This window comes from Streptococcus mitis (genome assembly GCF_965111735.1).
Taxonomy (GTDB): domain Bacteria; phylum Bacillota; class Bacilli; order Lactobacillales; family Streptococcaceae; genus Streptococcus; species Streptococcus mitis_DR.
In genome coordinates this window covers 119,730-142,969 of sequence record NZ_OZ217346.1, presented here as the reverse complement: position 1 = coordinate 142,969, position 23,240 = coordinate 119,730, and the positions used below count along the sequence as shown (strand labels likewise).

25 protein-coding genes are annotated in these 23,240 nt (G+C 38.0%); 6 read left to right on the top strand and 19 right to left on the bottom strand.

The annotated features are described in order from the left end of the window. Nucleotide 1 precedes the first annotated feature (1 nt). Complete coding sequence (locus ACLV7W_RS00700) at nucleotides 2-988, top strand: LacI family DNA-binding transcriptional regulator (protein ID WP_261020416.1); 987 nt, start codon at nucleotides 2-4, stop codon at nucleotides 986-988. A gap of 29 nt (nucleotides 989-1,017) precedes the next feature. Here the strand turns inward: ACLV7W_RS00700 and ACLV7W_RS00695 are convergent, their stop codons facing one another. From ACLV7W_RS00695 to rgg, 13 genes are all read right to left on the bottom strand, one after another. After that, complete coding sequence (locus tag ACLV7W_RS00695) at nucleotides 1,018-1,959, bottom strand: YitT family protein (protein WP_261020417.1); 942 nt, start codon at nucleotides 1,957-1,959, stop codon at nucleotides 1,018-1,020. Continuing rightward, nucleotides 1,937-3,700, bottom strand: a complete 1,764-nt coding sequence (aspS, locus tag ACLV7W_RS00690) for an aspartate--tRNA ligase (RefSeq protein ID WP_261084223.1) — start codon at nucleotides 3,698-3,700, stop codon at nucleotides 1,937-1,939. Before aspS ends, ACLV7W_RS00695 begins: the two co-directional genes overlap by 23 nt. Nucleotides 3,701-3,857: 157 nt before the next feature. Next, the gene (locus tag ACLV7W_RS00685) at nucleotides 3,858-4,088 is read right to left on the bottom strand and encodes a hypothetical protein (protein WP_000832184.1); all 231 of its coding nucleotides are present in this window, start codon (nucleotides 4,086-4,088) and stop codon (nucleotides 3,858-3,860) included. Between the two features lie 17 nt (nucleotides 4,089-4,105). Next, on the bottom strand, nucleotides 4,106-4,744 hold the full coding sequence (locus ACLV7W_RS00680) for a CPBP family intramembrane glutamic endopeptidase (RefSeq protein WP_261084222.1): 639 nt from the start codon (nucleotides 4,742-4,744) through the stop codon (nucleotides 4,106-4,108). Nucleotides 4,745-4,753: 9 nt separating this feature from the next. Then, nucleotides 4,754-5,452: an ABC transporter permease gene (locus ACLV7W_RS00675; RefSeq protein WP_261084221.1), complete on the bottom strand. Its 699-nt coding sequence runs from the start codon at nucleotides 5,450-5,452 to the stop codon at nucleotides 4,754-4,756. Then, a complete protein-coding gene (locus ACLV7W_RS00670) occupies nucleotides 5,445-6,269 on the bottom strand; it encodes an ABC transporter ATP-binding protein (protein WP_203176209.1) in 825 nt (274 codons plus the stop codon). The genes ACLV7W_RS00675 and ACLV7W_RS00670 overlap by 8 nt, the downstream gene beginning before the upstream one ends. Nucleotides 6,270-6,279: 10 nt before the next feature. Continuing rightward, nucleotides 6,280-7,023: a DUF3169 family protein gene (locus tag ACLV7W_RS00665; RefSeq protein WP_261084220.1), complete on the bottom strand. Its 744-nt coding sequence runs from the start codon at nucleotides 7,021-7,023 to the stop codon at nucleotides 6,280-6,282. A gap of 2 nt (nucleotides 7,024-7,025) precedes the next feature. Further along, entirely contained in the window at nucleotides 7,026-7,223 is a 198-nt protein-coding gene (locus ACLV7W_RS00660) for a hypothetical protein (protein ID WP_411865253.1), read from the bottom strand. Then, a complete protein-coding gene (locus ACLV7W_RS00655) occupies nucleotides 7,223-7,429 on the bottom strand; it encodes a helix-turn-helix transcriptional regulator (protein WP_004238559.1) in 207 nt (68 codons plus the stop codon). Before ACLV7W_RS00655 ends, ACLV7W_RS00660 begins: the two co-directional genes overlap by 1 nt. A gap of 9 nt (nucleotides 7,430-7,438) precedes the next feature. Beyond that, the gene (locus ACLV7W_RS00650) at nucleotides 7,439-7,753 is read right to left on the bottom strand and encodes a hypothetical protein (protein ID WP_261221668.1); all 315 of its coding nucleotides are present in this window, start codon (nucleotides 7,751-7,753) and stop codon (nucleotides 7,439-7,441) included. Nucleotides 7,754-7,904: 151 nt separating this feature from the next. Next, nucleotides 7,905-9,185, bottom strand: coding sequence for a histidine--tRNA ligase (gene hisS / locus ACLV7W_RS00645; protein ID WP_153209199.1), 1,281 nt, complete (start codon nucleotides 9,183-9,185; stop codon nucleotides 7,905-7,907). 183 nt (nucleotides 9,186-9,368) lie between these two features. After that, a complete protein-coding gene (locus ACLV7W_RS00640) occupies nucleotides 9,369-10,616 on the bottom strand; it encodes a transporter (protein WP_411865252.1) in 1,248 nt (415 codons plus the stop codon). A gap of 196 nt (nucleotides 10,617-10,812) precedes the next feature. Continuing rightward, the gene (gene rgg, locus ACLV7W_RS00635; RefSeq protein WP_153209196.1) at nucleotides 10,813-11,664 is read right to left on the bottom strand and encodes a quorum-sensing system transcriptional regulator Rgg; all 852 of its coding nucleotides are present in this window, start codon (nucleotides 11,662-11,664) and stop codon (nucleotides 10,813-10,815) included. Nucleotides 11,665-11,788: 124 nt separating this feature from the next. Between rgg and ACLV7W_RS00630 the strand changes: the two genes are divergently transcribed. Continuing rightward, nucleotides 11,789-12,130 carry a metal-sulfur cluster assembly factor gene (locus ACLV7W_RS00630; RefSeq protein ID WP_001204052.1) on the top strand — a complete coding sequence of 114 codons (342 nt, stop codon included), beginning with the start codon at nucleotides 11,789-11,791 and terminating at the stop codon, nucleotides 12,128-12,130. Nucleotides 12,131-12,190: 60 nt separating this feature from the next. Here the strand turns inward: ACLV7W_RS00630 and ilvD are convergent, their stop codons facing one another. Continuing rightward, the gene (ilvD, locus tag ACLV7W_RS00625) at nucleotides 12,191-13,894 is read right to left on the bottom strand and encodes a dihydroxy-acid dehydratase (RefSeq protein WP_000137346.1); all 1,704 of its coding nucleotides are present in this window, start codon (nucleotides 13,892-13,894) and stop codon (nucleotides 12,191-12,193) included. A 313-nt stretch (nucleotides 13,895-14,207) separates the two neighbouring features. Here ilvD and ACLV7W_RS00620 point away from each other — a divergent pair. Beyond that, a protein-coding gene (locus tag ACLV7W_RS00620) for an IS3 family transposase (RefSeq protein ID WP_155455683.1) occupies nucleotides 14,208-15,559 on the top strand; the annotation gives its coding sequence in 2 pieces (ribosomal slippage) (nucleotides 14,208-14,649 and nucleotides 14,649-15,559; 1,353 coding nt in all). 1 nt (nucleotide 15,560) lies between these two features. Here the strand turns inward: ACLV7W_RS00620 and ACLV7W_RS00615 are convergent. The 5 genes from ACLV7W_RS00615 to ACLV7W_RS00595 are packed head-to-tail and all read right to left on the bottom strand — an operon-like array spanning nucleotide 15,561 to nucleotide 21,034. Continuing rightward, nucleotides 15,561-16,499, bottom strand: a complete 939-nt coding sequence (locus ACLV7W_RS00615) for a transketolase family protein (RefSeq protein WP_411865251.1) — start codon at nucleotides 16,497-16,499, stop codon at nucleotides 15,561-15,563. Beyond that, the gene (locus ACLV7W_RS00610) at nucleotides 16,496-17,353 is read right to left on the bottom strand and encodes a transketolase (protein ID WP_033687490.1); all 858 of its coding nucleotides are present in this window, start codon (nucleotides 17,351-17,353) and stop codon (nucleotides 16,496-16,498) included. The genes ACLV7W_RS00615 and ACLV7W_RS00610 overlap by 4 nt, the downstream gene beginning before the upstream one ends. 3 nt (nucleotides 17,354-17,356) lie before the next feature. Next, a complete protein-coding gene (locus tag ACLV7W_RS00605; RefSeq protein ID WP_000975289.1) occupies nucleotides 17,357-18,703 on the bottom strand; it encodes a PTS ascorbate transporter subunit IIC in 1,347 nt (448 codons plus the stop codon). Nucleotides 18,704-18,715: 12 nt separating this feature from the next. Then, entirely contained in the window at nucleotides 18,716-19,000 is a 285-nt protein-coding gene (locus tag ACLV7W_RS00600) for a PTS sugar transporter subunit IIB (protein WP_000912473.1), read from the bottom strand. A 3-nt stretch (nucleotides 19,001-19,003) separates the two neighbouring features. Further along, the gene (locus ACLV7W_RS00595) at nucleotides 19,004-21,034 is read right to left on the bottom strand and encodes a BglG family transcription antiterminator (RefSeq protein WP_023947575.1); all 2,031 of its coding nucleotides are present in this window, start codon (nucleotides 21,032-21,034) and stop codon (nucleotides 19,004-19,006) included. A gap of 316 nt (nucleotides 21,035-21,350) precedes the next feature. Between ACLV7W_RS00595 and rpmF the strand changes: the two genes are divergently transcribed. The 3 genes from rpmF (at nucleotide 21,351) to ACLV7W_RS00580 (ending at nucleotide 23,234) form a co-directional block, all read left to right on the top strand. Further along, nucleotides 21,351-21,533 (top strand): 50S ribosomal protein L32, encoded by a 183-nt coding sequence (gene rpmF, locus ACLV7W_RS00590; protein ID WP_049546651.1) that lies wholly within the window; start codon nucleotides 21,351-21,353, stop codon nucleotides 21,531-21,533. A gap of 15 nt (nucleotides 21,534-21,548) precedes the next feature. Beyond that, nucleotides 21,549-21,698, top strand: a complete 150-nt coding sequence (rpmG, locus tag ACLV7W_RS00585; protein WP_001265622.1) for a 50S ribosomal protein L33 — start codon at nucleotides 21,549-21,551, stop codon at nucleotides 21,696-21,698. A 153-nt stretch (nucleotides 21,699-21,851) separates the two neighbouring features. After that, nucleotides 21,852-23,234 carry a hypothetical protein gene (locus ACLV7W_RS00580; protein WP_070526244.1) on the top strand — a complete coding sequence of 461 codons (1,383 nt, stop codon included), beginning with the start codon at nucleotides 21,852-21,854 and terminating at the stop codon, nucleotides 23,232-23,234. Nucleotides 23,235-23,240: the final 6 nt, after the last annotated feature.

Here is a 23,240-nt window from a genome sequence, read left to right as displayed (position 1 = left end):
TATGCCCGTTACGATTAAAGACGTGGCCAAGGCTGCTGGTGTTTCGCCTTCAACCGTAACCCGTGTTATTCAAAATAAATCAACCATTAGCGACGAAACAAAAAAACGCGTTCGCAAGGCGATGAAGGAGCTCAATTACCACCCCAACCTCAACGCTCGTAGCTTGGTAAGTAGTTATACCCAAGTTATCGGCTTGGTCCTTCCTGACGACTCAGACGCCTTCTATCAAAATCCTTTCTTCCCATCTGTCCTCCGTGGTATCGCCCAAGTCGCCTCTGAAAATCACTATGCCATTCAGATTGCAACAGGTAAAGATGAAAAAGAGCGCCTTAAAGCGATTTCACAGATGGTTTACGGCAAACGTGTGGATGGTTTGATTTTCCTTTATGCCGAAGAGGAAGATCCCTTGGTCAAGCTGGTCGCTGATGAGCAGTTTCCCTTCCTCATCCTAGGAAAATCCATTTCACCCTTCATCCCTCTTGTAGATAATGACAATGTCCAAGCTGGTTTTGATGCAACCGAATATTTTATCAAAAAAGGCTGCAAACGAATTGCCTTCATTGGAGGGACTAAGCGACTCTTCGTAACGCAAGACCGTTTAACAGGCTATGAGTCCGCACTCAAGCAATACAAACTGCCTCTTGATGACAAACTGACCTACTTTGCAAATGAATTTCTAGAGGAAAAAGGATATCAGTTTAGCCAACTCCTCTTTCAGCATGACCCGCAGATTGATGCTATCATTACAACCGATAGTCTCCTAGCTGAGGGGGTCTGTGACTATATCGCTAAGCACCAACTCGATGTCCCTGTTCTCAGTTTCGACTCAGTCAATCCCAAGCTCAACTTGGCGGCCTATGTTGATATCAATAGCCTAGAACTTGGTCGTGTTTCTCTTGAAACTATCCTCCAGATTATCAGCGATGCTAAAAGCAATAAACAAATTTGTTATCGCCAGTTGATTGCCCACAAAATTATCGAAAAATAAAAACCAGCTCGAGCTGGTTTTTTTAGTTACTAATTATCTGTTTCAACGAATCGTCCCAGAATATGAACATTCTCAGATACAGAGACAAAGGCACCTGGATCCACCTGTTTCATAATCTGTTTAAATTCATTAAACTCTGCACGTGTAATGACAGTGATTAAAACTGCCTTTCTTTCGTGATTATAGGTTCCTTCTGCATCGTGGATCATGGTTGCTCCGCGGTGCAATTTTTTATGGATTTTTTCAATTACCTTGTCTGGATGATTGGTCACAATCATGGCCTGCATACGCTTTTGCTTGGTAAAGACAGCGTCTGTCACACGGCTAGAGACAAAGATGGTAATCATAGAGTAGAGAGCGTATTTCCAACCAAAGGTCAAGCCTGCTATCAGCATGATGGTTCCATTTACCAAGAAAGAAATACTACCGACGTTCTTACCTGTTTTCTTGCGAATAGTTAGGCTGACGATATCCGTCCCACCACTGGAGATATTGTTTCGAAGAGCAAAACCAATCCCCAAGCCCATGACAACACCCCCAAAAAGGGCATTAATAATGGGATCCTCCGTTAAGGTCGCCACAGGGACAAACTGGATAAAGAAGGAACTCATGGAAACCGTAATAAAGGTAAAGATCGTAAACTTATGGCCAATCTGATACCAAGCCAAGACCATCAAAGGAAAATTAATGGCGTAAAAGGTCAGCGAAATCGGAATATGAAAACCAAACCAGTGATTACTCAAGGCAGAGATAATCTGTGCCAGACCTGTCGCACCACTCGAATACACATGACCTGGTTGGAAAAAGAAATTGACCGCTACTGCTGATAAAAAACCATAGACCAGAGAAGCCGAAATCTTCTCATCGTATTTTTCACGAGAGATGCTTTGTAAGACACGTAAAATTTTTATCTGATGAGCAAAGCGGCGCAGATAATAGCGCCACCGCTTAATTCGTTTTGCTTGTTTCATCTTCTTCTACTTGTAAGCTGAGTTCCTCTAGTTGTTTGAGAGCTACTGTTGAAGGAGCTTGTGTCATTGGATCAGTTGCCTTGTTGTTCTTAGGAAAGGCAATGACTTCACGGATATTTTCTTCTCCTGCTAAGAGCATGACAAATCGGTCAAGCCCGATAGCCAAGCCACCATGTGGTGGGAAACCATAGTCCATGGCTTCAAGAAGGAAGCCAAACTGGTCATTTGCTTCTTCAGCTGAGAAACCAAGAGCCTTGAACATGCGTTCTTGAAGGTCTTTTTGATTGATACGAAGGCTACCACCACCAAGCTCATAACCGTTCAAGACAATATCGTAAGCAATGGCACGAACCTTAGCCAAATCACCTTCTAGTTCGTGAGCTGTCTCTTCCTGTGGAAGTGTGAATGGATGGTGGGCACTCATGTAGCGGCCTTCTTCTTCAGACCATTCAAACATTGGCCAGTCAACCACCCAAAGGAAGTTGAATTTATCGTTATCAATCAAACCAAGCTCTTTGGCAATACGTCCACGAAGGGCACCGAGTGTTGCATTGGCCACTTCAAGCGTATCTGCCACAAAGAGAACGAGGTCCTTATCTTCAAGAGCAAGCGCTGTTGTCAATTCTTCTTGGATGACAGTCAAGAACTTGGCAACTGGTCCGTTTAATTCTCCATCAACTACCTTGATCCAAGCAAGACCTTTGGCACCGTACTGTTTGGCTACTTCCGTCATCTTGTCGATATCTTTACGTGAATAGTTGTCCGCAGCTCCTTTGACTACAATTGCTTTTACAGCAGGTGCTTCTGAAAAGACTTTAAAGTCTACACCTTTAACCACTTCTGTCAAGTCCTGAAGCAACATGTCAAAACGAGTATCAGGTTTATCAGAACCGTAAAGAGCCATCGCATCATCGTATTTCATACGAGGGAATGGCAGCGTTACTTCGATGCCTTTGGTTTCTTTCATCACGCGCGCAATCAAGCCTTCTGTGATATCTTGGATTTCTTGCTCAGTAAGGAAAGATGTTTCCAAGTCAACCTGTGTGAACTCAGGCTGGCGGTCTCCACGCAAGTCCTCGTCACGGAAACATTTAACGATTTGGTAATAGCGGTCAAAACCAGCATTCATCAAGAGTTGTTTCGTGATTTGTGGACTTTGAGGAAGAGCGTAAAAATGCCCTTTATTAACACGAGATGGCACCAAGTAGTCACGCGCCCCTTCAGGAGTTGACTTAGAAAGGAATGGCGTCTCCACGTCGATAAACTCCAACTCATCCAAGTAGTTGCGGATAGAGTGGGTCACCTTAGCACGAAGTTTAAGATTTTCCAACATTTCTGGACGACGAAGGTCGAGGTAACGGTAACGCAAACGCGTATCGTCATTAGCCTCAATGCCATCCTTAATCTCAAATGGTGTTGTTTTAGCTGTATTAAGCACTGTCAGAGCTGTCACGTTTAACTCAACTGCACCTGTTGGCAACTTATCATTGGCTTGCTCACGCGCAACGACTTGACCAGTTACTTCGATAACAAATTCACTACGAAGGCTTTCAGCTGTTGCCATAACCTCTGCAGATACTTTTTCAGGGTTGATAACCAACTGCATGATTCCTTCACGGTCACGAAGGTCGATAAAGATCAAACCACCAAGGTCACGACGACGACCAACCCATCCTTTCAAGGTCATTTCTTGTCCGATGTGTTCCTCACGAACACGACCAGCATACATACTACGTTTCATTGTTTCTCTCCTCTTTTATTCTGTTACTATTTTACCATAAAAGCGCAGGCTCTTCATGAAAATCAGCAGAAAAGTTTGCCAGTCTTTAAAAATCAAGTGAAGGACCTAAAAAATTAGCGCTAAAACAAAAATCCGATGAAAACATCACCGGACTCTTTTATTTTGAATTTTTGCCTGCTTTACGCTTTTCAGCAATTTCGGCTGCCTTTCGAGGCAAGACAATTTCCGTTGTGTAAGCTGTCCCAAAGCGCAAGACACCTGCAATAGGGGCAAAGACGACTGCTAGATAGTTATAGAAGAAATCTCCCTTGAAAGCATAAGCTAGCGCTCCAATGATGAAAAATAGAACGACTGCTTGAATCACTGCTAATAAAATTACTCGTTTCATGTGACCTCCTGACTCTATTATAGCATGAGAATCATCAAAAAGCTGACTAAATTATTCAAAGCGTGGAGAGAAATACTGTAGACCAGACCTTTTCTGCTAATATAAGCCAAGCCCAAGCTAAAACCAAGACTAGTATAGACTAAAAATTGTTGCACATCTCCTGGGAAATGAATCAAGGCAAATAGAACACTAGATACCAGAAGAAACAAAACCTGTTTGCTCTTGTCCTGCTTAGGAAAGAGATAGCGTGCCAACATCCCTCTAAAGATAAGTTCTTCTGTCAAAGGAGCAAAGACCACCACCATAAAGAAACCAAATGCAGGCTGTTCCACTGTCAGTTGAGATACGATTTGTTGACTGACCGACGGATCTTCTGGTAAAAAGAACTGGGCTGTAATAGCCACTAGCAAAACCAGAGTAGGCAACCAGATATGACGATTAAAAGCAGTCGTCTGGATGCTAACCTTTTCTGTCTGATACCATCTGTAAACTCCATAAACATAGGCTCCTGACAGGGCGATATAAAGTGGTAAGACTCCAAAGATTGAAGCCCCTAGTCCAAGAGCTGACAGAGCCATGCTCTGAACCATACCATAGCCAAAGAAAAAGGATAGAACAGCTAGAAGAAACCAGCCAAGGTTTTTAAGTAGTTTCATAAAGTTCTCCTATCTTGCTTTATAGCTATTTTTCAATACAAAGACGTTCGCTATTCCTAACACAAGTACCCAGGCAAGTAACATACCGATGTTAGAAAAAGATATTTCCCCACCTTTTTTATTTAAAAGATTTACAATTGGACCGATGAACGAGTAATCCAACACTTTCTGAATCGTATCATTTTGAAGAGCAATTATAGGTAAAAAAGAGATGATTAACATAGGGAAGATACTATAAACTTGCGCTTTAGATTGAGTATCTGACACTGCACCGATTAGAAGGTTGAGAAAAATAATACTAATAGTTGCTAGGAGTAAATAGATAACATAGGCCAATAAGTAACTTGATAGATCTACTTTAAGATAGATGGGCAGTACAATCATAGCAAATAACATTATCAAAATAGGGAGAACAAGCATACTGAAAGTATATTCAGTTGCTGTCACACCACTTAGGATGAGTGATTTGAGATTGCGCTTTTCCTTATCTTCAGCCATCATAATCGATACCATATAACCACTTCCCATGCTCAAGACCATCGTCAAGCTAGCAGATAGTAAAAACAGGCTCAATTCTCCATTCTTATTTAAAAATTCATTATATAGAACAGTCGCTCCAAAAGGCATCAATAGAGTCGCCAACAAAGTTGAATTGCTGATAAGAACTTGTAATCTTAACCATAGTAGGGCATTTAATTTTCTAAACATCTAACTTTTCTCCTGTCAATCTGATAAAGATTTCTTCTAAAGTTGGCTCACAAGAGTGGACCACCATCAAATCTGTCGTGTCTAAATGTGGTAATTCTTCAAACGGAACTATCTGTTCTCGTCCGTCGTTATAAACCACACGTACCTTCTTATCCACATGGTACTTCTGGATAATATCTTGCGGACTTCCATACTCTATTAAGTTCCCCTTATTCAAAAGAGATAAGCGATCACAAAGCAGAGTTGCTTCATTCATATCATGCGTGGTCAGAAAGATAGTTGTCCCCGCCTGCTTTAATTCTTGGAGTAGGGTATGAATCATCTTAGATGTTGTAGGGTCTAAGCCACTGGTTGGCTCATCTAGAAAGAGAATCTTAGGAGCATTAAGAAGGGCACGAGCCAAGAACATTCGTTGTTTCATTCCAGTAGATAGTTTTTCTGCGATAATATCTTTAGCATCTGCCAATCCAACCTGTTGAAGCACCTGAACTACTCTATCTGACTTGAGACCATATAACTTAGCATAGATGAGCAGATTTTTGTAAAGACTCATCTTTTCATAAAAACCACTGCCATCACTAACAATACCAATTTGTTCCAAATCATTTGAGGTTAAATCTTGAGAATTCTTGCCTAACAAAACTGTTTTACCTTGATCTGCAGCCAACTGACCTGTTAAGACATTGATCATGGTTGTTTTACCTGAGCCAGAAGGGCCAAGAAAACCAAAGATTTCTCCCTCCTTAATCTCAAAAGAAATCTGGTGAAGAGCTTTTTTGCTCCCAAAACTTTTGCTTACATTTTCAACACGAATCATAGAAACTCCTTTATTTGAAATAGCGTTTTACCATAGGTAACTGCATCACATTGATATAAATATGGATTACTCCTACAAGCAAGAAGGCTAGTAGCTGAATTTCTCCTGTCAAGAAAGAAACGATAAAAAGAAAAATATATAAGCCTGGTAAGACATACTGATTTAATTGGAATAAAATCCGAAAACTCTGTTCCAAATTAGCCTTGCGCTCCCCTTCATCGTAAGAATCGAAATGCTCTAAGATATCCTTTGGTGTAGAGAAAAATACCAAATCAAACTGACGAACAATCGCAATGGTCTTAAAAAGATATTTTTGAACACTGAAAATCAGCACTAATGCCAAAAAAGAAAGAGAGAAGGTTATATGGCTTCCATTTAGTACAACCCCTTCACTACCTGAGATGAAAAGAGCCAATAAAATCGCTACACTTGCAATATTAAAAGCAATGGTTCCAAACTCGAGATTCCGATACATTTGCACATAATAGGTTTCATTCAGATCATCATCCATTTCCTCTTGATACAAGGAATGAAATTTTCTGCTTTTCTTTAAGAAATTGAAAGTCAAAAGAATGATAATGAAACCTAACAGTAAACAAATAGCTGATATCCATGGTATCAAGACTTTTACATCTAACATAATTCCGTGGGATTCAGCAAGTGCCTTAAACATCCCTACAAACATGCCTAAGAAACCTCCCAAGACAATAGACATTAAAAATAATAATAATCCACGTTTCTTTTTCTTTTTCATATTCATTCTCCTTTTTCACTTGCTAGATTTTTTGATTTCTTTTCAATCCATTCAACTACTGGGATGAGAGCAAAATAGGCCCAAACAAATTTGTTACTTTGATAGGGACTAAACCAGCCTAAGTCTATCCCAATCAGTAGAAATACGCTGACTAATAGAGCTATGGCAACTACATAATAAATCACTTTATACTTGTTCATCACTCGTCCTCCTCCAAGCGAAATACCGATTCGACTGTTTCGTTGAAAATGTGAGATATTTTCAGGGCAATGATAATGGATGGGGTGTACTCATCCCGTTCTAGTAGGCTAACGGTCTGTCTGGAAACCCCTGCCAGCTTGGCTAGGTCGGTTTGATTGAGACTATCGCGAGCCCGAAGCTCTTTTAGACGATTTTTTAGTTGCATGTTACACACCTACTCTCCATCAAATTCAACGGTTTGGATATCCTCAATACGTTGCAACTTGAATTTTTCTTTCCCCTTTTTATCAACACTACGTAGTTTGACCCATTCCTCGTCAACATCCACAACTTCCCAGTTATCTGGCCCAATATACACTCCCGTTATAATTGGTTTCTTTCCAATCATTTCTTGCAATAATCTCGACATTTCTGCGTTTCCTTTCTCTTTTCGCTCAAGTTTTTTGATTTTCTTCTCTAGTTTCTTAATTTTTTCAGAATTATTAGAATAAAAGAAAATCATAAATAGTATAAATACTACTACCCACATCATAGCTCCTTTCTGCTTCCTATTTCTTAACTTGAATTTATTGTAACACATCTTTTTCTTTTTGACAAGCATATTTGTCAAAAAGTTTATGATTTTTGTCATTTTGCAAAAGAAAAAGGTCAGAGTAGTTTTCTGACCAGTTTGTCTATCATTAAAAGCCTAGTTTTTCAAAGATTTCTGAGAAGTTTTGGCTGATTGTCTCAAGTGATACTTGCAATTCTTCTCGGGTTTGGTTGTTCTTAACCGTTACTTGTCCGCTTTCGACTTCACTCTCTCCTAGGGTGATGAGGGTCTTAGCCGCAAAGACATCGGCTGACTTGAACTGAGCTTTGAGCTTACGGTTGAGGTAATCACGCTCTGCTTTGAATCCTTGTTGGCGAAGAGCCTGTACCAATTCCAAGGCCTTGACATTTGCTCCATCACCCAAGACTGCGATATAGGCATCTAGGGCGTTTTCGATAGGGAGGGCCACACCTTGCTTTTCAAGAATGAGAAGCAGGCGCTCTACACCAAGTCCAAAACCAAAGCCAGCAGTTTCAGGGCCACCAAAGTAAGAAACCAAACCATCGTAGCGACCACCCGCACAGACTGTCAAATCATTGCCCTCAATCTCTGTGATAAACTCGAAAATAGTATGATTGTAGTAGTCCAGACCACGCACCATATTGGTATCGATGATGTAGTCTACTCCAAGATTTTCCAACATCTGACGCACAGCATCAAAATGAGCTTGGCTTTCTTCATCAAGGAAGTCCAAGATAGAAGGCGCATTCTCTACTGCTACCTTGTCTTCTTTTTCCTTAGAGTCCAAGACACGGAGAGGATTTTCCTCCAAGCGACGTTGACTATCCTTAGACAAGGTCTCCTTGAGCGGTGTCAAATAGTCAATCAAGGCTTGACGGTAGGCCGCACGACTCCCAGGATTTCCAAGAGTGTTAAGATGTAATTTAACACCTTGGATGCCGATTTCTTTCAAGAAATGAGCTGCCATAGCGATGGTTTCCACATCGGTAGCTGGATTGCTAGAGCCAAAACACTCAACACCAATCTGGTGGAACTGGCGCAAACGCCCTGCCTGTGGACGCTCATAGCGGAACATAGGGCCCATGTAGTAGAACTTACTTGGCTTTTGCACTTCTGGGGCGAAGAGTTTATTTTCCACGTAGGAACGGACAACTGGCGCTGTTCCTTCTGGACGGAGAGTAATATGGCGATCACCCTTGTCATAAAAGTCATACATTTCCTTGGTTACGATATCCGTTGTATCTCCGACAGAACGGCTGATAACCTCGTAATGCTCAAAAATAGGCGTGCGCACTTCTGCATAGTTATAGCGCTTGAAAATCTCACGGGCAAAGCCCTCAACGTACTGCCATTTAGCAGACTCAGCAGGTAAAATATCCTGCGTTCCTTTTGGTTTTTGTAATTTCATAGGGAATCCTCTTTAAACTTAATAGTCTTATTTTACCATAAATAGAGGGATTAAGACAGTGAGAAAAAAATTAGGATTTATACTCAATGAAAATCAAAGAGCAAACTAGGAAACTAGCCGCAGGCTGTACTTGAGTACGGCAAGGCGACGTTGACATGGTTTGAATTTGATTTTCGAAGAGTATTAGATATCATTTTTGAGATTAAGGATTGTCAAAAGAATAGCTAGCAAGGAAAGACCAACAAATAGCATCCAAGTCAACTGTATATTCCATACGGCTACAAGTGAAAAACAAGCTGTTCCCACAGGTACGGATAAGGTAAACAATAAGCCTAAAAAATTACTGGTACGAGCTAAAACCTCTGGAACTAGATTTTTCATGAGCATGGCACTAATCTTTGGTGTAACTTTACCACACACATACAGAGTTAAAAAGAGAAATAGCAAACCAAGCACGACTTGATTGAATACGTTAGCTAAACCAACTAGACTGAGTCCTACAGTCGCCCACATCATCAATCTAGGCAAGGACTGTTTCCCAACATAATCATTGCCCGTAAGGCTACTGATGATGATTGCTAACAAAGCACAGAATTGACTGATAAATAACGCCTCTGTGTAAGAAAAATCCAAAAGTGAATGGCTCAAAAAGAAGATATTATAAATTCCACCCAAGGCGCCACCCAAGGCATTGATAAGCAAAACAGCAAAGAGCATAAAACCAAAGTTTTTCTGTCCACCTTTAAGAAAAACAAGGCGTAAATTTCGGTAAATTGTCAGGAACTGCTCTTTGATAGAAAGCTTCTCATTTTTTAGGATTTCACCATCAGCAGATGAAATTGACAGGCTCAATTTGCTTCTTCCTAAAAAGAGAACAGAGGCTGATACGAGGAAGAAACAGGCATTGATTCCCGCAACGAGGGAAAAATTGTTGACCGATAAACCTAAGAGCCAGACTCCAAAAGCTTGACCACCAATAGCTGAAATATAGGTGATGAACTGGGAAAAAGAGTAAGCCTCCATCAAATCATCTTCAGCTACTTTTTCCTTAATGAGAGGCATGCGCAAACCACCAGCAAAATCACTGATAACATCACTAATGACATTGATTAAGCACAGGCTAGAAAAGGCAAAGAGACTAGCTTGCTGAACAACTAGGGCTGCTAGAAAAAATAAAACCGCCTGAAATAAACCGCTATAGACCATCCATTTGACCTTGTCTCTCGTGTAATCTGCCCGAATCCCTACAAAAACTGTAAAGAGAGTCGGAATAATCATGACAATATTCGCCATAGCAACAGCAAAAGATGCTTGTGGCAGAGTCGATGCATAGACGATAAAGACCAGATTGAAAATCGAAGCACCAAAAGCATTAAAGAAGCGTGACAAAGTCAAGAGTCGATAAGCTTGATTTCTGAACAATAGTTTCATAGATAATCTCCCTTCTTGTTCGAAGTTTTATATGAAGTATGATTATAGTATAGCACTAAGAAATTTTAGAGGAAAACTTTTGAATATATGCAACAAACAAAATGAGCAAAAAACGATAGAACTTCTTTGATGGCCTGATAGAGCTCAACAGTTCTATCGCTTCAAATTTTAAATTATTTTCTTAGTTTGCAAATATTCAACAATCGGAGGTTTTTCTGTAGTATTCGGCAGATTTGTTACAGCCTAGCATCTCAAAAATACGGACAGCATCTTCCATCTTTTTCTGGCCTTCCTTGACTCTACCTTGTTTGCTATCAAGGAGACCTTCTGCCCACAAATAAACAATTCGGAAATAGGTCTCATTTTCCTCGTAGAAATGCTCTTCTATGACACGTTTAAAATAATAGGCATTGGTAAATTCTTCACACTCAATGCTGGCTAAAAAGCCATTCAATAGTATAGTGTGAAAAAGGTTTCGATTGCCAGACATTTCCATTAGAAAATCAGATTTACGTACCATTTCTCGTACATATCTAGTAAAAAGAGAAACAGATAAAAAGGGAGAACTGACTGAAAATAAATGGAGTTCATAGATTCCCCAAATCTCGGTAGAAAACAAATAATCATGAAGGACTTTCGCTTCCTCTGCTGTTAACTCGACTCTTTCATCCATGCTCTTCATATAAGACTTGATAATAATGGCATTTAGAATATGTTTCTGTTTATTTTGAGAATGGGCATGCTTTTGATACTCCCTGCGATACAAGTCCTCAAGCGGAGCTATATTCTTTGGATCCAAGACATCTAGGATTTCTTTTCTCAACTCAGAATCTGTATCATACTGAAAACCTCTCGCCAGAAAGAGGATTTCCTCCACACTGGCAGATATATTTTCTAGGGCAAATAGAAACTTTTCCACCGAAAGCTCACTCTGACCAGTTTCAAAGCGGGACAACATAGACGCCGAAAATTGTCCCCCAGTTGCTTGTCTCAGCGAGATATTTCTTGACTCTCGTAATTGTCTAAAGACTTTTCCAATCTGCTCCATAGGCTTCCCCTTAATTAAATATTTTCTACATATTATCATATTTTTTCAGAAAATTCATCAAAAACTTGCCAAATTGTCAGAATTATGAGAAAATAGAGGATATTTATCGTGTGGAGGGACTGCTATGAGAGACGATATCAAAATCAATGACCGTGCTTTGGCCTTACAAGACCAAATTATCGAAAAACTAGAGAAGGTTTTTGATACAGATGTAGAATTGGATGTTTACAATCTAGGGTTGATTTATGAAATCAATCTGGATGAAACGGGTCTCTGCAAGATTGTCATGACCTTCACTGACACTGCCTGCGATTGTGCCGAAAGTTTGCCTATCGAAATTGTCGCAGGTCTGAAACAAATCGAGGGTATCGAAGATGTCAAGGTTGAAGTTACCTGGTCGCCTGCTTGGAAAATCACACGAATCAGTCGCTACGGCCGTATTGCCCTGGGACTGCCACCACGTTAAGCAGGTAAATTACTTTTTAAGATGAAAAGAAGCAAGCCAAAGTTGGCTTGCTTTTTGAATTTACTTTTTACCTGACTTGTCCATATTCCAGAAGTCTGTCACGGCTCCGCGTGAAGCAGATGATACGATATGGGCATATTTACCGAGGACACCACGACTATAGAGTGGTGGCAAGGTTGTTTCTGCCTTGCGTTTTTCAAGTTCTTCTTCGGATACGGCCATGGAAATTTCTTTGGTATCTTGGTCAACCGTAACGATATCACCTGTACGAAGGTAGGCAATTGGTCCACCATCCTGAGCTTCAGGGGCGATATGTCCAACAACCAGACCATAAGTACCACCAGAGAAACGCCCATCCGTCAAGAGGGCAACCTTGTCTCCTTGACCTTTACCAACAATCATTGATGAAAGTGAGAGCATCTCAGGCATACCAGGACCACCCTTAGGTCCAACGAAACGAACAACGACTACATCGCCATCAACGATTTCATCTGTCAGAACAGCCTGAATAGCATCTTCTTCTGAGTCAAAGACCTTAGCTGGACCAACGTGACGACGCACTTTAACACCTGATACTTTAGCAACCGCACCATCAGGGGCAAGGTTCCCGTTCAAGATGATAAGCGGACCGTCTGCACGTTTTGGATTTTCAAGTGGCATGATAACTTTTTGACCTGGTGTAAGGTCTGCAAAGTCAGCCAAGTTTTCAGCTACAGTCTTACCAGTACATGTAATGCGGTCTCCATGAAGGAAACCATTTGCCAAGAGGTATCTCATAACCGCAGGCACACCACCGACTTCATAGAGGTCTTGGAAGACATACTGACCAGATGGTTTCAAGTCGGCCAAGTGAGGCACACGCTCTTGGATCGTATTGAAGTCCTCAAGTGACAAGTCAACATTGGCAGCATGGGCAATGGCAAGCAAGTGAAGAGTGGCGTTTGTAGAACCACCGAGAGCCATAGTTACAGTGATAGCATCTTCAAAGGCTTCACGAGTCAAGATATCTGATGGCTTGAGACCGAGCTCCAGCATCTTAACAACAGCACGTCCCGCTGCTTCGATATCTTCTTTCTTATCAGCTGATTCAGCTGGGTGAGATGAAGAACCTGGCAAACTCATACCGAGAACTTCGATAGCGGTCGCCATGGTATTAGCTGTATACATACCGCCACAGCCACCAGGGCCAGGGCAGGCATTACATTCAAGACGTTTCACATCCTCAGCTGTCATGTCACCGTGGTTCCATTTTCCGATACCCTCAAAAACAGAAACCAAGTCGATGTCTTTGCCATCAAGATTTCCCGGTGCAATAGTTCCACCGTAGGCGAAAATAGCTGGAATATCCATATTGGCAATGGCAATCATAGAACCAGGCATGTTCTTGTCACAGCCACCGATAGCGACAAAGGCATCAACGTTGTGACCACCCATAGCCGCCTCGATAGAGTCTGCAATGATATCACGAGATGTTAGGGAGAAACGCATACCAGGCGTTCCCATAGCAATCCCGTCCGCTACGGTAATGGTTCCAAACTGCACAGGCCAAGCACCTGCCGATTTGACACCTTCTTTAGCCAATTTCCCAAAATCATGCAAGTGAATGTTACATGGTGTATTTTCCGCCCAAGTCGAAATCACTCCCACAATCGGTGTTTCAAAGTCCTTATCTGTCATACCAGTCGCACGAAGCATGGCACGGTTTGGTGATTTTACCATACTGTCATAAATGCTACTGCGGTGACGCTTATCTAATTCAGTCATTTGTTCCCTCCCATTTCAGTTTTTACTATTATAGCACATTTTAAAAGCAATGAACAGAAGAAAATTCTTGAATTTTCAGAAAATTCTATACACATATAAACATTTTAAATTAAAAACAACAAAGCGGATCAGGGCACTTTCTGATTACCAGAATATGCTTTTAATCCGCTCGCTTTAAATAACGTAATGTAATTTTTACAGAAGTTCTTTCAGATAAGTGTATTTAATATCTATCTTGCATTATAAAACGCTAAAACTGAACTGCACCCCAAAAGTTAGACAGAAAAAATCTAACTTTTGGGGTGTTTTTATTATGAAATTAACTTATGATGATAAAGTTCAGATCTATGAACTTAGAAAACAAGGCTATAGCTTGGAGAAGCTTTCAAATAAATTTGGGATAAACAATTCTAATATTAGGTACATGATTAAATTGATTGATCGTTACGGAATAGAGTTCGTCAAAAAAGGGAAAAATCGTTACTATTCTCCTGATTTAAAACAAGAAATGATTCATAAAGTCTTACATGAAGGCTGGACTAAAGATAGAGTTTCTCTTGAATACGGCCTCCCAAGTCGTACGATACTTCTTAATTGGCTAGCACAATACAGGAAAAACGGGTATACTATTGTTGAGAAAACAAGAGGGAGAGTACCTAAAATGGGACGTAAACGGAAGAAAACTTGGAAGGAAATGACAGAACTAGAGCGACTCCAAGAGGAGAATGAACGCTTACGTACCGAGGTTGCTTACTTAAAAAAGTTAAAAGAGCTGGAAGACAGGGACGAAGCCATACAGCAAGAAAGGCAGAGACAATTAGAGAAATGGCTTCAGGAGGATTTCGACTAGATTTACTTCTTGAAGCGGCTCGTTTACCTCGCTCAACTTACTACTATCAGTTGAAGAAACTAGATGGACTTGACAAAGATAAAGAGCTTAAAACCGAAATTCATGCCATTTATAATGACCATAAAGGAAATTATGGCTATCGGAGAGTTACTCTTGAACTAAGAAATCGTGGTTTTGTAGTGAATCATAAGAAAGTTCAACGTCTGATGAAGCTCCTTGGTTTAATAGCTCGAATTCGTCGGAGACGAAAGTATTCTTCCTACCAAGGAGAGATTGGCAAGAAAGCAGAGAATCTCATTCAACGCCAGTTTGAAGCATCGAGACCAATGGAAAAGTGCTACACAGATGTGACAGAATTTGCCATTCCAAATAGCACGCAGAAATTGTATTTATCGCCTGTTTTAGATGGCTTTAACAGCGAAATTATTGCTTTTAATCTTTCTTGTTCTCCTAATTTAGAACAAGTAAAAACGATGTTGGAACAGGCCTTCACAGAGAAACACTACGAGAATACTGTTCTTCATAGTGACCAAGGATGGCAATACCAACACGATTCGTATCATCGGTTCCTAGAGGGTAAGGGAATTAAAGCATCTATGTCGCGTAAGGGCAATAGCCCAGATAATGGTATGATGGAGTCCTTCTTTGGCATTTTAAAATCCGAAATGTTTTATGGTTATGAGAAGTCGTTTCAGTCGCTTAAGCAATTGGAACAAGCCATTGTAGACTATATTGATTACTACAACAATAAACGAATTAAGGTAAAACTAAAAGGACTTAGCCCTGTACAATACAGAACTAAATCCTTTGGATAAATTAATTATCTAACTTTTTGGGGTCAGTACAAACTTTCTCTTTTATATTCGATTCACTCAAACCATACTCATTAAGAAGATAATCCATTTTCCCTACTTGACCGAATCTTTCTTGAACACCCATCCGATGAATTTTTGTTATTCCATCATCAGAGAATAATTCACATAAAGCACTGCCAATTCCACCTATCTGATTGTGGTTTTCTACAGTAAATATAGTTTTTCCGCTTAACATTGTTTTTATCTGTTCTGGTATCGGTTTGATTCTAAATAAATCTATCACACCTACTGAATAACCTAATTTAGACAGTTCATCCGCAACTCGAATACTTGGAGCAACCATTATGCCAGAAGCAACTATTACAACATCTTCACCGTGTCTTAACTCAATGTAGCCTTTAGAAAAATCTTCTCCACCTTGATATACAGCCTCTGGAGCTTTTCTAATTGTTCGAATATATTTTAGTCCTTTTAATTCTAATGTCTGGTTCAAGATTTCACGAAATTGGATATCATCAGTTGCTTCAAAAATGATTGATTTAGGAATTAAACGTAACAATCCAATTTCTTCAAATGGCATATGTGTTCCACCATTCATCTCTGCCGTTACTCCTGCATCTGAGCCAATCACAGTGGCATCCAATTGTGCGTACCCAAGAGAAATAAATAATTGATCAAATACTCTTCGTGAAGCAAAAGGGCCAAATGTATGAAGATAAGGTCTAAACCCCTGAATAGATAAACCTGCTGCAAGCCCGACCATTTCTGCTTCCATGATCCCAACATTCACATAACGGTCTCCAAAGTCCTTTTCAAGATTATTAGTAGCCATCGAACTTGACAAGTCTGCTTCTAAAACTACTATATCAGAATAACTTTGGTTAGCTTCTAGAAGGAAATCTCTATACACATGTCGTAATTCTTTCGTACTTCTCATCATTCTGTTTCCTCCAATTCCTGACTTAATCTTTCTACAACTGAAGTTAACATTTGTCTCTCCTCTACAGTAGGGCGAAGATGATGATTGGATTTCATTTCTTCCAGCTCTCGAACTCCTTGACCTTTAATAGTGTCTAATACAATACACTTAGGGGATGAATTATTTGACTGTTTTAATTGGATAATCCCTTCATAAATTTCTCTAATATCTGAACCATTGACCCTAATGGATTCAAACCCAAATGCTGAGAATTTTTCTACAAAATCACCTGGATTACAAATATCCTTTGTAAAACCATCTAATTGTTTTTTGTTATCGTCTACAAATACAATTAAATTAGATAACTGTTGATGAGAAGCAAACTGTATAGCCTCCCAACATTGTCCCTCATTTAACTCACCATCTCCAACAATAGCATAGGTATAAAAGGGACTTTTTCTTATTCTCTGACCATATGCAAGTCCGGTTGCAACACTAATTCCCTGTCCTAAAGAGCCAGTTGTCATATCTATGCCCGGCGTTAGATTTCTATCAGGATGAGACGGTAATTTGGTTCCATTTGTATTTAAAGAATGTAAGAATTCTTTGTCAAAGAAACCATTCAAATAGAGTGTGCTGTACAAAGCTGGTCCAGCATGTCCCTTGGATAAAACAAAATAATCTCTATCTCGTGACGCAAATATTTCTGGAGTCATCGGCATTATTTCACCATAAAGCACTGCTAAAACTTCTACTATAGACAGACTCCCTCCATAATGGCCGAATCCAAGATGATTCAATGTTCTAAGAGTATTTAATCGGATTTTTGTTGCAAATTTTCTTAACTCATCTTCTCTATTTTCACTTAAAATCATCCCTTATTCCTCCTTTGCAGATGGCTTTTTAATAAAGGATACTCCAAACATAACTGCTAGAATAAGAACAAGACCAATAACAATGCCTGCTTGTGAGCCAAATTGATTCAACATTCCTAAAATAATTCCTGATAGACCAAAATCTGCATCTGAGAAAGTTGACCCTTGGAAACCAAGTCCTCCCAAAACTGGCATTAAAAAGACTGGAAGAAAACTAATTAAAATACCTTGTAAAAATGCTCCAATAGTGGCTCCACGAACACCACCAGATGCATTCCCAATGACACCTGCAGTCGCTCCACAGAAGAAATGAGGCACAACGCCTGGTAAGATGACAACCGTTCCTGAAGCAATCATAATTGCCATACTTACTAAACCACCAACAAAACTAGAGATAAATCCAATTAGGACTGCATTAGGTGCATAAGTATAAACAATCGGACAATCCAAAGCAGGTTTTGAATTAGGTACAAGACGCTCTGAAATACCTTTAAAGGCTGGAACAATTTCACCCAAAATAAGGCGAACACCTGCTAAAATAACAAATACACCTGCTGCAAATTGACCTGCTAATTGTAAAGCATAAACTAGACCACTTGTACCATTACTGATTTCTTTTTCTATATATTCTGACCCTGCAAAGATAGCTACAATAATGTAAATAACTGCCATAGATAAAGTAATACTAACAGTACTATCACGTAAAAAAGCTAAACTCTTTGGGAATTTAATGTCCTCTGTTGATTTTGATTTGTCACCGATAAGGCTACCAGTGAAACCACTCAACCAATATCCCAAAGAACTGAAATGACCTAAAGCCACCTTGTCATTTCCAGTTAATTGAACCATATATTTTTGTACAAATGCTGGAGAAATACTCATAATAATACCGAGTGCTAATCCTCCTAGTAAGATAAGAGGCAAACTAGTAAAGCCAGCAACTGATAAAATGACCGCAATCATACACGCCATATATAGAGTGTGGTGCCCTGTTAAAAAGATATATTTGAATCGAGTAAAACGAGCGATTAAGATATTGAACACCATACCTGCAAACATAATCATTGCAGTAGCTGAGCCATATGTTGTTAAAGCTACAGCTACAATTGCTTCATTATTCGGTACAACTCCAGATAAATGAAAAGCATGCTCAAACATGGTACCAAATGGATTTAAAGAATTTTGCACAATTCCTGCACCACCAGATACAACTAAGAAACCAACAAAGGTCTTAATTCCGCCTTTAATAATGTCAGGTAATTTCTTCTTCTGAAGAACTAATCCTAAGATTGCAATTAAAGCTACTAAAATAGCTGGTGTACTAACAATATCCAATATGAACTTCATCATGACGCTAGCCTCCTATATAAGTTCTTTTTCTTCACAAATTTTAGTAATTAATTCTCGTAGCTCGTCCATATCAATAATACTATTTAAGATACGAACATCTCCAAGATGACTAGCTGAATCAGCTAGATCACGACCAACAATCCAAATATCAGCTGCATTTGGATCTGCTCCACCTAAATCATAGTGTTCAACTTCTACATCTGAAACATTCAAATCACTCAATACAGATTCAATATTCATCTGTACCATAAAACTTGAACCTAATCCTGAACCACAAGCTGTACCAATTTTTAACATTATCTAATCCTCCTGTTTAATTATCATTTCAATGTCATCATAGTTTTTTGATGATATTAAAGTTTGAACATGATTTTTATCTCTTAAAATTGTTGTTAAATGTGACAAAGCCTTTAAATGACTCTCATTATCAATAGCTGCAATACAAATCAACAATCTTACCTCTTGTTCTGGATTATCCAATAAATAAATCGGTTCTTCCAAAACTAACATTGACATTCCTATTTCATTCACACCTTCATCTGGCCGAGCGTGAGGAATTGCTACTCCCTTCCCTAAATTAATAAAAGGCCCAAACTCTTCTACTTTTTGAATCATTGCCTCAGGGTAGTTCTCAGTTATCTTATGTTGATCCAAAAGCGGTTTAGCTGCTAAACGAATTGCCTCCTTCCATCCTAATTTTTCCGAACTAACCTGATAAGTTTCTTTTGTAATTAATTCTTCTAACAATGGTAACACTTCCTTTCTGTTCATTTCTTGATAGAGATACCTCTTTAATGCTAATTTTAACTCTAATTCTTGTGTGATTACACTATATCGTCTTACTATGCTAATTATCTGATTAAGCTCAATATCTCGATAACCTGTATCTGGGAAATCTTTTGATACCAATTCAACTAACTGTGTTGTTTGTTCTTCCGTCATCATAACAGAAACTAGATAATTTGGCTTCTCTGTATCCACCTTTATAGTAGAAAAAACCATATCATAGTCACTACTAGTTTTCGCATATAAATCATCAATCTTTGAGGTTCCTATAAACTCAATTTGAGGGAATAATGCTAATAGATTCTCTTTTATCATCAATGAAGAACTAATTCCATTAGGACAGATAATTGCTGCTTTATAACATTTTTGAGGCAAATTGTCTGCTTTCTTTAAATATCCTCCAAAATGGATAACAAAATATGCTGTTTCACTATCAGGTATGGGCTTGTCAATAGCGTCCATCAAGGGAGTCAAAGAATCTTTTACTAGTTCAAATAAATCAGGATAATGTTCTTTAACATGCAACACATATTCATTTGAGCTAGGTAAGCCGAACTTTAATCTATAGTAAGCCGGTATAAGGTGACGGCGAAGATTTTCTCTCAATACTTCTCTTTGTTTAAAATGTAACAAAGAAATATCTTCCATTCTACTTATAATAGCCTCTGTTAATTGATTAAAGTAAACCGGAGCAACATCTACTTCACCTTCAAAGCAACTTGATAATAAAACTGTGACATAGCGATAATCATCCTCTGAAAATACCGTATCTATAATTCCCAAATCAACTACTGTATCTAATAAAATAGTCGTTATATCTTGAATAATAGGAGATACTAATGTCTCTGAAAGACATACTCTTTCAACATCCCTTTGATACCTACATATAATGAATACTAAACCGAAAAGGCAAACTTTTAATTGATTAACAATAGGTACTATCTGTAGCTTTTCATAATAATCTTTAACTACCTGATCAATCAAATCATAAGTTAATGAATACCCCCAACTGGATAAAACATAATCCAACCCCCAAATCCCTATGGAGGATTCCAGCAACTCACTAACCATTTGAAAAGCTAAACGGTGCTTATTCCACTCTGAGCCGTGTAAAGTATAACCTTTTGCTCTACTGTACCCTAGCTCCAAATCATTATCTAACATAATCTTTCTTAATGATTGAATATCAGATAAGGTTGTATTCTTACTTACTTTCAAAAAGTCTTGGTAATGATTATTCGATATAAAATCTAATCGGCAAAAAGTGTAAAGATAGATTAATGCTAAGCGAGTCGACTTTGGTAAAACCAATTCATCCGACTTAATAATATCTGTCAAAGACTGCTTCGTACGATTTGATAAACTATAGCGACCTTGTTTTTTATCCAGCACTATCCCTTTATTAGCTAGATAAGGCACTAAATAATCTATTCCTTCTTTGACTTCCTTTATAGGTAAGCTCACCTTAACAGATAATTCATATAATGATAGCTCACAATGATCCATCAAAGTCATCAAAATAACTAGTGCTCTATAATCAAACATTTCTCTCCCTTTCTAACTACAATTATAGTGTAAAAGTTATAAGAATAAAAGAGTATTTCAGCACAATATAATCTCACCTACTACAAGTAATTATTGGGCTGAAACTTTTTAGTAATTATTTTTCAACTTTCTATTGACTTTTAAAAACAAAGTGATATCATTTAGGTTTTAGTAATATCAACTGAGTAATATCTTCTAATTTTTTCATCTTTTTTTGTCAAGTAACTTTACTTTACAAAAAAAATGTGTTATCCTAGTATGGTTGATGAAAATCAGTAGATTGAATCGAATATAAATACCTAAAGGAGAAATCAAAATGGCAGTACCTGCACGTCGCACTTCAAAAGCGAAGAAAAACAAACGTCGTACACACTACAAAGTAACAGCTCCATCTGTGAACTTTGACGAAACTACTGGAGATTACTCACGTTCTCACCGTGTATCACTTAAAGGATACTACAAAGGACGTAAAATCGCTAAAGCTTCATCAGCTGAATAATAGAAGGGAGATACCATGCGCGTAAATATTACACTTGAACACAAAGAATCTGGTGAACGCTTGTACCTTACTTCTAAAAACAAACGTAACACTCCAGACCGTCTTCAATTGAAGAAATACTCACCAAAACTTCGCAAACACGTTGTGTTTACAGAAGTAAAATAATATAACATACAGAAAGCCTATGAAATCAACATTTCTAAGGCTTTTTCTTTTAAATTTAGCAAAATAACTGAATTTTAACTGATTATGATTGTTCATATCAAATAGGGGAATGTTTTTGATATAATTATTTTGAAAAACATTAAGGAGCTTAATATGAAGAAGCCTATAAATAATAATTGGGGAGAAAAAATTTCTGAAGTCTCTAAACAAATCAAAGAATTTAAAATAACTTCTTTTTATATGTTAAGTACAGACTTATATAAAATTAATAATAAAAAATTAACACAAATTATTACTAAAAAATTTAAAAATCATCCAGCCACAATAATGGTTTTAATAGGTACCAAAGATGGTCAACTTATTGCTAAAAAAAATGAATTTTGGAATATTCCCTCTGAGATACATCATTTGAAAGAAGCGATTGATGAAAAGACTAATGACTATCTTGACTTATACTTTATTAAACTTGAGAAGGAAAAGCAAAATTGGTTAAATAACGCAGAAGGTAATAAATTTATTAAATTTATCTTCACTCCTCTTATAGAATTTGGTAAAAAGAGCGAAATATACCTCTACTTTGTAACACTTACCGTATATCAAAATGGGGCAATAGTAATTGATTTATTTGAAGATTTGAGAGATTCTTTTTATAACATCGATTTTCTACACCCGTATACCAAAATGATAGCCAAACTCTTTCCTGATTTTAAAAATAAAAATAAAGCATACTCTTTGAACTCTTCTCAACAGTTAGATGATATTTTAAATTATATAAAAAAAGAATTATCTTCAATAAACGGAGGAATTCAATTAAGCGAACGTTTTTTTACACTCCACTTCATTACCAATATGAAAGATATGAATAAATTAGAATTCTTTAAAAAAGACAAATTGTATACTTGGATGATTAATGCTCCATATACTTCGCATGCTCTATCCTCTATGAATAAATCAAAATATTACATAGCAGACTATTTTGATTTAGAATACATTAACTACATAAACAAAGGCGCTAATTATATCATTTGGAATAACAATGATTCTAATAATTTTGAGTTCAATTTTCTACAACAAGCTAGTTTCTTTTTGGCTTCTGCTACCCCGTTTTTTCAATTAGTTTGCCTTGAAGAAACTATTATGGACGGACTTGAAAAATTCCACCTCTCAAACGAAAAACATCTTATTAATTTTAATGAATGGGCTCACAATTATAAAAAATCATATATTTTTATGTACCGACTTAATTATAGACCTATTTTTGAACTTTTTAATCATCTTAAAGAGCACTCTGATTTCACTCACGATGAATATGTAGAAAAAGTAAAGCAAGAGGAATATGACTTAATTAAAGAAAAATATCAATTTAATGAATTACGAAATACTAAACTTATGGAAGCAATACTTTTTATTATTGCTTCCGTATCTGTTCTTCAAGTAATAAATATCTTTACTAATAACATTGAGATTTTATTGATAAGTTTAGCTAGTCTTATTGTTATTTCTATTTTTATAATCATATCAAGAAATCTAAAATAGCTGAAT

Bases quoted from the DNA above. Each gene is read 5' to 3' on its own strand.
- ACLV7W_RS00700 (WP_261020416.1), top strand. From the start codon at position 2: ATGCCCGTTACGATTAAAGACGTGGCCAAGGCTGCTGGTGTTTCGCCT.
- ACLV7W_RS00695 (WP_261020417.1), bottom strand. From the start codon at position 1,959: ATGAAACAAGCAAAACGAATTAAGCGGTGGCGCTATTATCTGCGCCGC.
- aspS (WP_261084223.1), bottom strand. From the start codon at position 3,700: ATGAAACGTAGTATGTATGCTGGTCGTGTTCGTGAGGAACACATCGGA.
- ACLV7W_RS00685 (WP_000832184.1), bottom strand. From the start codon at position 4,088: ATGAAACGAGTAATTTTATTAGCAGTGATTCAAGCAGTCGTTCTATTT.
- ACLV7W_RS00680 (WP_261084222.1), bottom strand. From the start codon at position 4,744: ATGAAACTACTTAAAAACCTTGGCTGGTTTCTTCTAGCTGTTCTATCC.
- ACLV7W_RS00675 (WP_261084221.1), bottom strand. From the start codon at position 5,452: ATGTTTAGAAAATTAAATGCCCTACTATGGTTAAGATTACAAGTTCTT.
- ACLV7W_RS00670 (WP_203176209.1), bottom strand. From the start codon at position 6,269: ATGATTCGTGTTGAAAATGTAAGCAAAAGTTTTGGGAGCAAAAAAGCT.
- ACLV7W_RS00665 (WP_261084220.1), bottom strand. From the start codon at position 7,023: ATGAAAAAGAAAAAGAAACGTGGATTATTATTATTTTTAATGTCTATT.
- ACLV7W_RS00660 (WP_411865253.1), bottom strand. From the start codon at position 7,223: ATGAACAAGTATAAAGTGATTTATTATGTAGTTGCCATAGCTCTATTA.
- ACLV7W_RS00655 (WP_004238559.1), bottom strand. From the start codon at position 7,429: ATGCAACTAAAAAATCGTCTAAAAGAGCTTCGGGCTCGCGATAGTCTC.
- ACLV7W_RS00650 (WP_261221668.1), bottom strand. From the start codon at position 7,753: ATGTGGGTAGTAGTATTTATACTATTTATGATTTTCTTTTATTCTAAT.
- hisS (WP_153209199.1), bottom strand. From the start codon at position 9,185: ATGAAATTACAAAAACCAAAAGGAACGCAGGATATTTTACCTGCTGAG.
- ACLV7W_RS00640 (WP_411865252.1), bottom strand. From the start codon at position 10,616: ATGAAACTATTGTTCAGAAATCAAGCTTATCGACTCTTGACTTTGTCA.
- rgg (WP_153209196.1), bottom strand. From the start codon at position 11,664: ATGGAGCAGATTGGAAAAGTCTTTAGACAATTACGAGAGTCAAGAAAT.
- ACLV7W_RS00630 (WP_001204052.1), top strand. From the start codon at position 11,789: ATGAGAGACGATATCAAAATCAATGACCGTGCTTTGGCCTTACAAGAC.
- ilvD (WP_000137346.1), bottom strand. From the start codon at position 13,894: ATGACTGAATTAGATAAGCGTCACCGCAGTAGCATTTATGACAGTATG.
- ACLV7W_RS00615 (WP_411865251.1), bottom strand. From the start codon at position 16,499: ATGATGAGAAGTACGAAAGAATTACGACATGTGTATAGAGATTTCCTT.
- ACLV7W_RS00610 (WP_033687490.1), bottom strand. From the start codon at position 17,353: ATGATTTTAAGTGAAAATAGAGAAGATGAGTTAAGAAAATTTGCAACA.
- ACLV7W_RS00605 (WP_000975289.1), bottom strand. From the start codon at position 18,703: ATGATGAAGTTCATATTGGATATTGTTAGTACACCAGCTATTTTAGTA.
- ACLV7W_RS00600 (WP_000912473.1), bottom strand. From the start codon at position 19,000: ATGTTAAAAATTGGTACAGCTTGTGGTTCAGGATTAGGTTCAAGTTTT.
- ACLV7W_RS00595 (WP_023947575.1), bottom strand. From the start codon at position 21,034: ATGTTTGATTATAGAGCACTAGTTATTTTGATGACTTTGATGGATCAT.
- rpmF (WP_049546651.1), top strand. From the start codon at position 21,351: ATGGCAGTACCTGCACGTCGCACTTCAAAAGCGAAGAAAAACAAACGT.
- rpmG (WP_001265622.1), top strand. From the start codon at position 21,549: ATGCGCGTAAATATTACACTTGAACACAAAGAATCTGGTGAACGCTTG.
- ACLV7W_RS00580 (WP_070526244.1), top strand. From the start codon at position 21,852: ATGAAGAAGCCTATAAATAATAATTGGGGAGAAAAAATTTCTGAAGTC.